Raw genomic sequence first — 12,140 nt, 5'->3', positions numbered from 1 at the left:
AGGAGTTAGGAGTGGTGCGGCGCATAAAAATCAGAAGCGCCGCAAAGTATAAATAGGGCGATGCCCGAAAGTGGTATTTCAGTCACCAGTCACTAGTCACGAATTACCAGCCACTCCTATCCCCTTCTTCCTCCCCCAAAGAGAGACCATATGAAAAGAGCCGCCACCGCTGCCCAGGACATATGGTAATTCATGATCCCAAGATCCGTCATGATATTGATCACCGTAAGCCCCAGCATGAAGAGCATATTCGCCCGCAGATCGATGCCCCGCTCTCTTCGAAGGATCAGGTACGAGATCAAAAGGATAGAGAGATGCACACCAAAGACCGCGTACAGATAAAACATGAGCGGCGTCATCTGCAGGATGAATCCGCCAATCAGCATAATGCCAATGATCCACATCCAGCCGTTTGTCATAAAGTTCCTCCCATGCCGGTTATATAATCCTTCGTGTCAAAGGTAAGGAAATGCTGATCCGTTCCGCATTTCCTTAAACCAAGATCAGAGATCGCCAGGGCTAAGACTCCGCCTCCTTGACATCTCCATCCTTTTCGGGGATCCAGAGCTTCTGTTCCGGATAATGCCAGAGAAATTCATAAGAGGGAAGCCAGCGCTTGCCGTAAGCATGCATCGCGACGAGGAGCTTCGGCTCTACCCTTTCAAGATACGCCATGACGCCCCACTCGCGGGCCGCCTGCTGCCGAGCATCCACCGGGAAAAAGGCCACATCGACCTGTCTTTCGGAAAAGCGGGACAGCTCATGGAAGAAATCCCGCCTGGCGGCCAGATTATCCGCCGCCGGTTCGCCGGCCCAGTGCCACCAGTTCAGATCTCCCGCGTGGAAGATCGTCTTGCCCCCGCTTTTGACCAGAAACGAGCCTCCCTCATCTGTCGAGCCATACATAGTGACCGTCAGATCGCCGATCGTCAGCGTATCTCCGGGGACCATAAGATGCTTCTTTTCTTCCCTGTCCATCGTCAGCCAGCAGTTCTTATGCATGATGTAGGCCTCTGCCCGCTCTTCCCACTTTCGTATATCGCGGTTAAAATGATCGGCATGATAATGACTCACAAAGAAATACAATTTCTTCGTAGAATCCTTAAGAAGCGTCTCCAGCCGGTTCTCCGGGTCTTTATAGAAATCAAAAACAAGAAGGCTTGTCTCATTTTCATAGATGAATCCGCTGTGATGCAGAAAATAAATGATATCGCTCATAAGCACTCTCCTCCGATATTGAAAGATTCGTACGTATTTATAGATTTTACCTGTGATGAAAAGCAGAACTATTTATAGTATAATAATTATAATTGTTGTGCAATTACCTCATCAATAGCATATATATAGTATGATAGCCAAAGAGTCAGCATACGGAGCAGGAAACGGAATCCAGCAGAAATACAGCGTATTCGCCAGAGATCTGCCTGCTGCCGCCTTCGGCACCAATTATACCATACCTGATGGGATTTATATATTTTTCAGATTTTCTTTGACCTTTGTCCTTAAATTGTGTACAATGTTCATTGTGTCTTTTGCAGAAAACAGGAGGTCCTTCTTATGATTATCCATGATGAAGCCCATTGTCGATTTCTACAGGAAGACCCGAAAGGAACCGCCTATATGGAGTATACCTGCGCGGGAAATATTCTCACCGTCACCCATACAAAAGTCCCCGATGCCCTCGCCGGACGCGGCATCGCCGGAAAGCTGGCTTCTGCCTTCTATGAATGGGCCATCCGCCATCACTATATCATCCACTCCGAATGCTCTTACATGAGCCATTGGATGGAAAAAAACAAGTGACTTGTGACTGGAATGCCAGCTCATGGCATCGCCATTATTTATACTTCTTATATTTCTTATACTTCGCGGCGCTTCAGATTTTTTATGCGCCGCACCACCATTTCGCATTTCTCATTTCTAATTTCTCATTCATGCGAGACTTTCATCTACAATCAAGGGGGGCGGCACGCCCCAAGGGCTAACCCTGAACCCTGAACCTTTAACCCTTTTTCACAGAGGAACCACCATGTATAGTTCGTCTCTCTTTCAAAACCCGATCTCTTTCCGGGAAACGCAAAACATGCTCGAAACCATCACTCTACATTTTGCAGACCTGCTGCGTCTGAAATCCGCTGCGCTTTACGACCACTCTGTCCGCGTCTCGAACTATGCAGCTGCGACAGCCGTATATATGAAGCTGCCTTCGAATGAGATCACACTCATCCGCTATGCGGGGCTTCTGCATGACATCGGCCTCATCTCCCTGCCGAATCAGATCCTGTCTAAGGCGCCCTACCTTTCTCGAAGAGAGCTCTCGCTGTATAAAAAACATCCGGAGCTTGGCGCAAATATGCTCGAGTCCATCCCGGGTTGTCAGGATCTTCTTCCCTACATCCGCTGCCATCACGAGCACTGGGACGGGACCGGCTTTCCGAAGCACCTCAAGAACGTGAATATTCCTCTCGGAGCGCGGATCATTGCCGTCGCAGACTACTACGATACCGCCATCTACTCCTCACCGGACTTCTCAGAGAAGACAAAGGCTGAAGTCACACGTGAGATCTTCAGCGGCTCCTCTATCCTTTTTGATCCCGAGGTCATTGCCGCCTTCATCAAAGTCCTGTTCCACAAAACGGATCTGAAATGAAGGCCTTGAGGGACTCGTGACTGGTGACTGGTGACTAGGGATTAGTGGCTAGGGATTCGGAGTCTTGAGCGACTAGTCACTAGCCACCAGTCACTTGAATACTATTTTCGGGCATCCCCCATATATCATTCGCGGCGCTTCATTATTTTTGCGCCGCACCAACATTTCTCATTCGAGCAGGCCTTTCAAACGTAATCAGTGAACAGCACGCTCCATGGGCTAGCCATGAACAAAAAAGCTATGATGAAACTTCCGTTTCACCATAGCTTTTTATTTGCTTCAACATTTCTCCAGCTATTATTTTTTTGCCTCATCGGCCGCTTTTTCAAAGAACCACTTCTGCGAGAGCTTGTCATAGGTCCCGTCTTCCATGACCTTCTTCAGCGCCGCATTGACTTCCTGCTGCATGGCCTTGTCATCCTTCGCCATGATGATGACGAACTGCTCTCCGGTCGGGATGGCGCCGGCCGTGGTCAGCTTGCCTCTGCCTTCGTGTTCCAGATAGTACTTCGCTCCCGGTTCATCCATGATAGCTGCATCCGCTTCTCCCTCTTCCACTGCCTTGAAGACATCCTTATAGTAGTCAGGCATCACCGTGCGCGCCGGAGAAAGCTCCTTCGCCTTCACTTCATTCGTAGTACCACGTTCGGCGGCTACGATCTTACCCTTCAGATCTTCCGGCCCATGGATCCCTTCCGTGCCGGGGCGGACTACGATGACGTAGCTTCCGAGGCTGTAGTATGGATCACTGAAAGACACGTGCTTCTTACGTTCTTCCGTTGCGCCGATGGCGGAAATCCCAAGCTGGATCTTCTTGTCACCGACGAAGTGGAAAATCTGTTCAAAAGGAAGGTTATTGAACTCTGCCTCCGCATCCATTTTCTGTGCGACTGCCTTCATGAGGTCCACATCGAAGCCGATGATGTGACCGTCTTCATCTTTATATTCGAAGGGGGCATAGGAGGCCTCCACAGCAACACTGAGCTTTTTCTTCGACGTCGCCATGCTGCTCCCTGCCTCCCCACCACATCCGGTGGAAAAGAAAATAGCACTGGCTGCCAGAACGAAAGCGGCTGATTTCATTACATTTTTGTTCATGTGATTTCCTCCCGAGATCCAATGTTTTTAAGGAAACACTGATTCAATCGTTATCGGATTTCATTCTTGGATTTTTATATAGAGCGAGGAGACAGGGAGCGCGAATAGCGAGCTATTTAAGAAGAATGTCGACGACGCTATGTATAAAAATCCATATGAAATCTGATTCTGTGATTGAATCAGCGTTTCCTTAAATCTTTGCAGAATCATATATAAAAAGTATACTGGAATCCGACCATTTTTTCACTTTAAAATTTCAAGTGTTTCCAATAAAACCCGGCATCATGTACTGTTTTTCTAAAGACTTTAAAATTTCAACTTTATGAAACCGTCCTTCCGGTCAGCGATGGCACGCACGCAAAAAGGAGCGGGACAATGCCCGCTCCTTCTATCCTGTCACGCTTATTTCTTTTCCTGCTTGCCGAACCATTTTTCGAAGATCTTATCATAGGTCCCGTTTGCTTTGATCTCCTTCAGCGCCTTATTCACCGCCGCCTGCAGTTCTTTATTTTCTTTCTTCACTGCGAAGACCATGCCGTTGGCGCCCTTGGAGGTGCCGACGATCTTCAGATCTTTGTCGCCGCCCTGCTTCAGGTAGTACATGCCGACAGGCTGGTCGATGACAACCGCATCGAGCGTCTTAGCCTGCAGTTCCATGAATGCCTGAGAATTCGAGTCGAGCTGCTTCACCTGTGCGGCTTTGGCTTCCTGCGCGAGCTTCACCTGCTGCGTGCCGACCTGCGCACCGACATTCTTGCCTTCCAGATCTGCCCAGTCCTTGATATCATCATTGTCTTTTCTGACAATGATGATATAGCCATTCTGTGTGAAATAGGGATCGGAGAAAGCGACCTGCTTTTCGCGTTCCGGTGTCGCATCGAGACCTGCTGCAATGAGATCGATCTGTCCGGACTGGACAGCCGGGATCAGCGCATCGAAGCCCATGGACTTGAATTCCATCTGGCTGCCCATCTGTTTGATGACCGCATCCGCAAGATCCAGGTCGAAGCCTACATATTTATCATCCTTGGTAAATTCAAATGGCGGGAACGTGGTTTCCGAGCCGACGCGGATGACTTTCGGGATGCCGGAGCCAGACTTCGCTGCACTCTCGCCAGATTTTGCATCGCCGCCGCAGCCGGAAACAAGGACCACCGCTGCCATAGCGCCCATCGCCAGAAGAATTTTCATTTTTTTATTCATCATTCTGATCATCTCCATACTCTATACATATATAAATAAGCAGTAAACCAACTGTTTGTATCTTATCAATTCTTCGGACATATGTCAAATTATTCTAGCTTTTCGAATAAATATTCAAAGAAGGGTTCAGGGTTAGCCCGTGGGATGTGGTGCCCCTTTGATTACATTTTAAAGCCTCGCTTGAATGAGAAATGGTGGTGCGGCGCATAAAAATCAGAAGCGCCGCGGAGATTTGAAATTAGCGATTTTCTCGTATCGCAAACCTAATCCCTAGCTACTAATTCCTAGCCACCAGTCACGAGTCACTCGCGGTCCTAATTCCTATTGCCCTTCTCAAACCTGCTATTTGATTGACCCACCCCTTTATCCATGCTATAGTTTAGAATATATATGATTCTACAAATACCCACAATTTATTTAAAAAATCGAAAGCAATGTCTGATATAGTGATGATAGGAATCAGGGTCTAGGCTTTAGAAATACGAACAGCCGATAGCGAGTGACCCGGCGGCTGACTCCGAGAGTGACGCCTGCCATCATCCGATCCTGCCCCTTGTTATACTTGTTTTTTCAAAAGGACCTATCTATGGAATTCATCATATCTTTTCTCTCTGAATGGGGCTATCTTGCGCTCTTTATCTGTATGGCGCTCGAAAACATGAATATCCCCATCCCCAGTGAGATCATTCTGGGCTTTGCGGGTTTCCTCGTCTCGCAGGGTGTCTTCTCCTTCTGGCCGACGATCTTGATCGGCACACTGGCTGGGCTGATCGGCTCCTTGGCCTCCTACTACATGGGCTACAAGGGCGGGCGCGACATGATCCTTCGCCACACGCAGAAAGGCGGTATGGGCGCGAAAAAAATGATCGCCGCAAAAAACTGGTTTGAGACCTACGGCGGCATTGCGGTCTTTACCGGCCGTCTGCTTCCGGGGATCCGTACCTTCATTTCCCTGCCTGCGGGCATCGCACAATTTCCCCTCCCGGAATTCACGATCCTGACCATCATCGGCACTATCCCCTGGACCATATTCCTGGTCTACATGGGTGCCATGCTGGGAGAAAACTGGCATTCGCTCCTCTCTTACAAGCTGGAGATCGCTCTTGTCTGCATCGTCATCTGCGCCATCATCGCAGTTGCTTTCCATTTCTATCAGAAACATAAGAATAATAAACATGAAGCTCAATAAAAACTGCATCTTACTTTTCCTTTTCTGTCTCGCCCTCTACGGCACTTTTTCCGGTCTCATTCCTCTGCTCGACCCAGATGAGCCAGTCTACGGCGAAACAGCGAAGGAAATGCTCTCTACAGGCGACTGGCTGTCTCCCCGCATCTATGGCGAATTCTGGTATGATAAGCCGCCGCTTTTCTATTGGTTGGAATCGATCTCCTTCACTCTCTTCGGAGTCTCGACCACGAGTGCCCGTCTCCCTTCGATCCTGATGGGTGCGCTGCTCTCGCCCTACCTCTACCTGTCTATGCGAAAGCTAGTAGGTGAGAAGGCTGCGCTCTACGGTGCCTTCATCTCTGCCTCCTCTCTGGAGATCATCGTCCTTGCCAGAAGCTCGGTGACGGATGCGACGTTGACCTTCACGCTCACCGTCGCCCTCATTTCATTTCTTCGAAAAGAATATATCCCCGCCTATATCTTCTGCGGTCTCTCGCTCCTTGCGAAGGGCCCGATCGGCTTTGGATTTCCAGCACTCATCGTAGGGCTTTGGATGATCTTCAGGGGATCTTTCACTTTCAAAAATATCATGGCACTCCGCTGGACCTGGGGGATCCCCCTCGCCTGTCTCGTGGGACTTCCCTGGTATCTGGCAATGGGCATGATCCACGGAGATGCCTTCATCGATACCTTCCTCGGCTATCACAATGTGACGCGCTTCATCAGTCCGGAGCATGCCGGGCAGAACCACTACTGGCTCTACCTCGTCGTCCTGATCGCCGGTTTCTATCCATGGACAGGCACACTGCCCGGTATACTTCGGCGTTTACGAAAATGGAGATCAGACCCTGTCCTCTTCTACCTCATCGTTTGGGCGCTCGTCATTTTCCTTTTCTTTACACTCTCCTCGACGCAGCTCTTCTCCTACATCCTTCCGATGTTTCCTCCGCTCTCGCTTCTGGCGGGGAAATATCTCACGGAGATCAGAGAAGCGGGGCATGTTTCCAAGTCCCTCATGGGCTTCCATCTCTTCTTTGCCCTGACGACCGCTATCGCCATCAGCCTCGCGCCGCTTACCCCCGCAGGCGGCGCTATAGTGAAATACGGCATTTCCCTCTTCATGATCCTCTCTGCTCTCTTTTCTGTCCACATGCTGTCAAAGGGGCGTATGCGCGGCTTCCTCTGCTCGCAGGCCTGCCTCATCCTTCTCTTCGTGACATCCGTCTGGGGCCTCTTTGCCGCTCCCGTTTCCAGTCTCTTCACCTCGAAGGCCATTGCAGAGACGCTCTCGGAAACAGAAAAGGCGCCTGAACTTCCGGTCTATATCGATACCTTCTACCGGCCATCTGTTGCCTTCTACACAGGCATCTACGGAAAAGCCCTTCCGGAATTTGACGAACGAAAACGCCGGGAAACGGAAAAAAATGAAGCCGATGGCGTCCTTCTTCCCGGCAAAGACAATGCCCTCACCCTTCCAGATCATGCCTACATTCTTGTACAGAAAAAGATCTATGACCATTGGCCGGAAAAGCTGAAAGCAGAAGCACGGCTGCTGTGGGAAAAGGATACAGCGGTATTTCTGGTAAGACATGCAGAGCCATGAGGAGCTGCTGTTTCCATCATCGTCCGATCCGACAGGCATGCATGACATGAGATATGACCATCACTCTCTATGTTTCGTAGCGTACGGAAGGGTACGCCGCTTCACCATGTCACAGTTCTAGTTACAGGAGGTCTCCTTGAGTACAAAACGTCAAAAGCGTGAGAGAAAACAGGCGCAGCTTGCCAAAGAGAACGAACGCAGCACCTTGATCTCTTTTATCAGCTTCTTCATCATCGCCTTTCTCTTCTTCCTCTGGGGCAGCTGGCTGCTTCCGATCACCGATCCGGTCGAGTCGAACTACGCACTGACCGCCCGTGAAATGGTGGAGTCCGGCGACTGGATGTCCCCGCAGATCTATGGCGTCTACTGGTATGACAAGCCCATCATGGTCTACTGGCTCCTCTCGCTCGCCTACAGCGCACTTGGCTTTACCGACCTCGCCGCCCGCCTGCCGGCAGTACTTACAGGCGCCCTCTCCGTGACACTTCTCATCTGGTACCTCCGGCGCACCCTGAAGGACAATGTCGTCTCCATCTGGGCCGGCGTCATGCTCGCGACCTCGCTCGAGTGCTGGGTGATCTCCCACGCCATCATCACCGACAGCATCCTTCTCCTCTTCAACATCCCGACCATGTTTTCTGCCTACATCGGCATCACAGAAAACAGCAAAAAGCACTTGGTGATCGCCTACGCTGCCGCAGGGCTTGCCTGCCTCACGAAAGGCCCCGTCGGCCTCGTCCTTCCCGGCCTTCTCCTTGTCATCTGGTGCCTTTCGATGAAAGAGCCGAAGACCATTCTCCGCCTTTTCCCCTGGCAGGGGCTTCTCGCCTTCTTTGCCATCGTCCTTCCCTGGTACGGCGGCATGTATGCGATCCACGGCAGTGATTTCATCAATGAATTTCTGGGACTGCACAACGTCCTCCGCGCCACCTCCTCCGAGCATCCCGAGGACAACCACTGGTACTACTACCTCATCCTCCTTCCCGCCTCGCTCCTCCCATGGGCTTTTGTTTCCTTTTATGAAATGAAAATGCGCTGGAAAGAGAAGGGCGCCTTCTACCTCTTCCTCATGGTCTGGTGCTGGGGCACCATCCTCTTCTACACCCTGATGGCCACGAAGTATGTCACCTATTCCTACATTTCCGTCGTTCCCGCCATCACCTTTGCCGCCTTCGGCGCGCTCCGCATCCGCATGGGCGAAAAGCTCCCCTCCATTCTGGGCGGTCTCGGCCTCCTGATCCTTATGACAGCGCTCCTTGTCGGCACCTTCCGTCTAAAAGAAGGAAACTGGCTTGTCTTCTACGCGGTCCTTGCTTATGGCCTCTTCGCCTACCTCATCCGCTGGAAAGCGAACCAATACAAACGCCTCACCATCATCTCCGCGGTCACGGCGTCCGCCTTCCTCTGCTGTATCTCCGAAGGTCTTCCCCACTTCATGATGACCCGATCCGCCTTTGAGATCGATAGTGCCATTCAGGAAGAGAAAGGAAAGCACTATTTCTTCCTCACCTATCCCGCCAGCTACAGCTACTACACAGGCGACATCGCAACACGCCTCCTGCCTGATGAACCGCTGCTGAACCAGGAAAAGCGCGATGCCCGCTGGGATAAGAAATCTCCCATCCCTACCGTCAACGAAGAGCAATTCATAGAATCTGCCAAGGCCTCTGATAGGCCCAGCTACCTCTATGTAGCAAACGGGAAAGCCAAATTCTTCGACGCATGGTCGCTCGCTCCCCATTTTGAAAAAGTAGAAAGCACCAAGGCTGGGACAGTTTATCGGTTTGTGGGGACTTGTGACTAATGACTGGTGACTAGCGATCCAGAGATTAAGCGGCATCAGACTCTCTCGTATCGTCATTTCGAGCGCAAACAAGAAATCTTCCTTGCAGACCGATAAACAAAGGATGTGTGTAGCACCAAGGCGTCGTTTCCGTACAGTGCCTATGTGATACTGACCGCAGTGCAAGAAAGATCTCTCGGCTACGCTCGAGATGACGACGGCGCGAAGCGCTATCAAAACTCCGCGGCGCTTTTGATTTTTATGCGCCGCACAACCATTCCTAATTCCTAATTCCTACTAACTCCCCATTTGAAAGGCTCATCATGAACGACAATCTCTCCCATTTCCTCACTTCTCTCTCCGCCTACAAGGGCGAGAACGTCTTCAATCCATGGCGTGATACAGACGCAGACTACGAAGTCGCCCGCGCCGTCTCTATCCGACAAGAGCAGCTTACGGACTACCTCGCCCTGCGCATCGGGCGGGCAAAGATCCTTCTCATCGCTGAAGCCTGCGGCTATCAGGGCGGACACTTCTCCGGCATCGCCATGACCTGCGAGCGTATGCTCTTGAACCAGCATCCCAAAGTCACGAGCCGGATGATCCTCTGCCGTGAAGGCACACGCACCAGCCGGATGGACAGCCCCTTCATCACGAAGGCTGCTCAGAAAGAAAAAGGCTTCAATGAGCCCACTGACTCCGTCGTCTGGAGCGCATGCCTCGAAGCCGGCCTTGCCCCCGATGAATTTCTCTTGTGGAACATCTTTCCCTTTCATCCTTATAAAAAAGGAAATCTCCTCACGAACCGCACACCGACGGATGAAGAACTCGCTATCGGTCTCACGTATACGAAAGAGCTCCTCTCCTTAACCGGCCCCCTTCCGCTCTTTGCCATCGGAAGGAAGAGCGAGATGACACTCACCGAAGCAGGCTTCTCCGTCACTGGCCTGCGCCATCCTGCAAACGGCGGCGCAGCCATCTTCCGCGCCCAGCTGAAGGAAGCGATGGGAAAGTGAGCTTTGGCACGAAACCCGCTCTGCTTTGCAAAGCGGGTTTTTGATTGGGGCGATCTTGTGACTAGTGACTGGTGACTAGGGACTGGGAACCGGGGACTCTCTCGTATCGTCATTTCGAGCGCCAGCGAGAAATCTTTGTCATTCGCGGTTTGGCGTATGATGTCAGAAAACTGAAAACGGGAAACCTGCTATCCGCTGACCTTCGGGCATCGCCCCCTATATATTCGCGGCGAAGCCGCCACCTTAACCCGTTGAACCCGTTGAACCCATTGAACCTGTGAATCCCCTTCACCTTGTCCCCCGCCCCATCGCATGCTATAATACGTATCTACGCACCTATGCGAATACGTTATCAAAGGATGGCTTATCTATGACTTTACGTGAATGGCTGCCGCTCGTCGGCATCACACTCTCTGCCTTTATTTTCAATACCTCTGAATTCATGCCCATCGGCCTTCTGACGGACATCGCAATGGACTTTGGCATCAGCGAAGCCCGCGCAGGCCTGCTGATCTCCATCTATGCCTGGGTCGTCATGGCGATGTCGCTCCCGCTCATGATCCTCTGCTCACGCATCCCGCTGCGCCCGTTGCTTCTCGGCGTGATCGCGCTCTTTGCCGTATCACAGGTATTCTCTTCGATCTCTACGGGCTACTATACCCTCCTCGCCTCCCGTATCGGCGTCGCTTTTGCCCACTCCGTCTTCTGGTCCATCGCGACCCCCATCGCGACACGCATTGTCCCCGCCTCCCACCAGTCCACTGCCATGGGCATGGTCGTCACTGGGACATCCATCGCCATGATCTTCGGACTTCCCATGGGCCGCTTCATCGGTCTCGCCGCCGGATGGCGCATGACTTTCGCCTGCGTGGCCGTCATTTCCTTCGCGACACTCGCCTACCTCTTCTTCCTGCTCCCGAAGGTCTCCGGCAATGCGCCTTTCACCGTGAAAGATGTGCCGAAGCTTTTCAGAAATAAAGTCCTCGCCGGTATCTTCCTCCTCTCCTTCCTCGTCTCCTCCGGTTACTACACCTGCTACAGCTACATCGAACCCTTCATGCTGCAGATCTCCCACTTCCCGGCAGACTGGATCACAATGCTTCTCACCGTCTTCGGCTTTGCCGGACTTCTGGGCAGCCTCCTTTTCTCCAAGCTCTATAACGCCCACCGCTATTCCCTCCTGGCCTCGACGATCTTCCTCCTCGTCATCGCACTTTCCCTCTTCTATCCGCTTGCAGGAGATCTCTACGCCATCTGCGCCATCTGCGTCCTATGGGGCATGGCTGCGACAGCCTTCAATGTCGGACTGCAGGCAGAAACCATCCAGGTCACCACCAGCGCTGAAGCCCCTGTCGCCATGTCCATCTTCTCGGGCATCTTCAATCTGGGCATCGGCTCCGGCACCTGGCTGGGCGGCCTCCTCTGCACGTATATCTCGATCACATGCATCGGCTTCGCCGGCGCAGCCTTCGCCTTCCTTGCCTTCCTGTACTGCGTGCTGAAATTGATCCCTGATATGAAGAAGGAAGGGTAAAAGCAGCTGTACCGGATTCTTCAGGATACTTCACACCACGGCGTGAAGTATCCTTTTTTCTATGCACTATGCAGGGAAGGCAGGC

At 51.8% G+C, this 12,140-nt stretch carries 11 protein-coding genes; 7 read left to right on the top strand and 4 right to left on the bottom strand.

What is annotated here, in order from left to right; translation table 11 throughout:
- Window positions 1-116: 116 nt before the first annotated feature.
- Together ACGG9R_RS03065 and ACGG9R_RS03060 are read right to left on the bottom strand one after the other, a co-directional pair.
- Window positions 117-419, bottom strand: coding sequence for a hypothetical protein (locus tag ACGG9R_RS03065; RefSeq protein ID WP_390151302.1), 303 nt, complete (start codon window positions 417-419; stop codon window positions 117-119).
- Window positions 420-519: 100 nt separating this feature from the next.
- Complete coding sequence (locus ACGG9R_RS03060; RefSeq protein WP_390151299.1) at window positions 520-1,218, bottom strand: MBL fold metallo-hydrolase; 699 nt, start codon at window positions 1,216-1,218, stop codon at window positions 520-522.
- Between the two features lie 339 nt (window positions 1,219-1,557).
- Here ACGG9R_RS03060 and ACGG9R_RS03055 point away from each other — a divergent pair, with 339 nt between their 5' ends.
- Together ACGG9R_RS03055 and ACGG9R_RS03050 are read left to right on the top strand one after the other, a co-directional pair.
- Window positions 1,558-1,803 (top strand): GNAT family N-acetyltransferase, encoded by a 246-nt coding sequence (locus ACGG9R_RS03055; protein WP_390151296.1) that lies wholly within the window; start codon window positions 1,558-1,560, stop codon window positions 1,801-1,803.
- 226 nt (window positions 1,804-2,029) lie between these two features.
- Window positions 2,030-2,650 carry an HD-GYP domain-containing protein gene (locus tag ACGG9R_RS03050; RefSeq protein ID WP_390151294.1) on the top strand — a complete coding sequence of 207 codons (621 nt, stop codon included), beginning with the start codon at window positions 2,030-2,032 and terminating at the stop codon, window positions 2,648-2,650.
- Between the two features lie 297 nt (window positions 2,651-2,947).
- Here ACGG9R_RS03050 and ACGG9R_RS03045 read toward each other — a convergent pair whose 3' ends face one another.
- Both ACGG9R_RS03045 and ACGG9R_RS03040 read right to left on the bottom strand, forming a co-directional pair.
- Entirely contained in the window at window positions 2,948-3,748 is an 801-nt protein-coding gene (locus tag ACGG9R_RS03045; RefSeq protein WP_390151291.1) for a transporter substrate-binding domain-containing protein, read from the bottom strand.
- Between the two features lie 402 nt (window positions 3,749-4,150).
- Window positions 4,151-4,954 carry a basic amino acid ABC transporter substrate-binding protein gene (locus ACGG9R_RS03040; RefSeq protein ID WP_390151288.1) on the bottom strand — a complete coding sequence of 268 codons (804 nt, stop codon included), beginning with the start codon at window positions 4,952-4,954 and terminating at the stop codon, window positions 4,151-4,153.
- 583 nt (window positions 4,955-5,537) lie between these two features.
- Between ACGG9R_RS03040 and ACGG9R_RS03035 the strand changes: the two genes are divergently transcribed.
- The 5 genes from ACGG9R_RS03035 (at window position 5,538) to ACGG9R_RS03015 (ending at window position 12,055) form a co-directional block, all read left to right on the top strand.
- On the top strand, window positions 5,538-6,140 hold the full coding sequence (locus ACGG9R_RS03035) for a DedA family protein (protein ID WP_390151285.1): 603 nt from the start codon (window positions 5,538-5,540) through the stop codon (window positions 6,138-6,140).
- On the top strand, window positions 6,127-7,722 hold the full coding sequence (locus ACGG9R_RS03030; protein WP_390151282.1) for an ArnT family glycosyltransferase: 1,596 nt from the start codon (window positions 6,127-6,129) through the stop codon (window positions 7,720-7,722). Before ACGG9R_RS03035 ends, ACGG9R_RS03030 begins: the two co-directional genes overlap by 14 nt.
- 136 nt (window positions 7,723-7,858) lie before the next feature.
- The gene (locus ACGG9R_RS03025) at window positions 7,859-9,526 is read left to right on the top strand and encodes an ArnT family glycosyltransferase (RefSeq protein ID WP_390151279.1); all 1,668 of its coding nucleotides are present in this window, start codon (window positions 7,859-7,861) and stop codon (window positions 9,524-9,526) included.
- A 302-nt stretch (window positions 9,527-9,828) separates the two neighbouring features.
- Window positions 9,829-10,521, top strand: a complete 693-nt coding sequence (locus ACGG9R_RS03020; protein WP_390151276.1) for a uracil-DNA glycosylase — start codon at window positions 9,829-9,831, stop codon at window positions 10,519-10,521.
- A gap of 370 nt (window positions 10,522-10,891) precedes the next feature.
- Window positions 10,892-12,055 (top strand): MFS transporter, encoded by a 1,164-nt coding sequence (locus ACGG9R_RS03015; protein WP_390151273.1) that lies wholly within the window; start codon window positions 10,892-10,894, stop codon window positions 12,053-12,055.
- The last annotated feature ends 85 nt before the right edge of the window (window positions 12,056-12,140 follow it).

The sequence above is a fragment of the Dialister sp. i34-0019-2H8 genome (assembly GCF_042846925.1).
Taxonomy (GTDB): domain Bacteria; phylum Bacillota; class Negativicutes; order Veillonellales; family Dialisteraceae; genus Dialister.
This window is presented reverse-complemented; position numbering and strand designations above follow the sequence as displayed.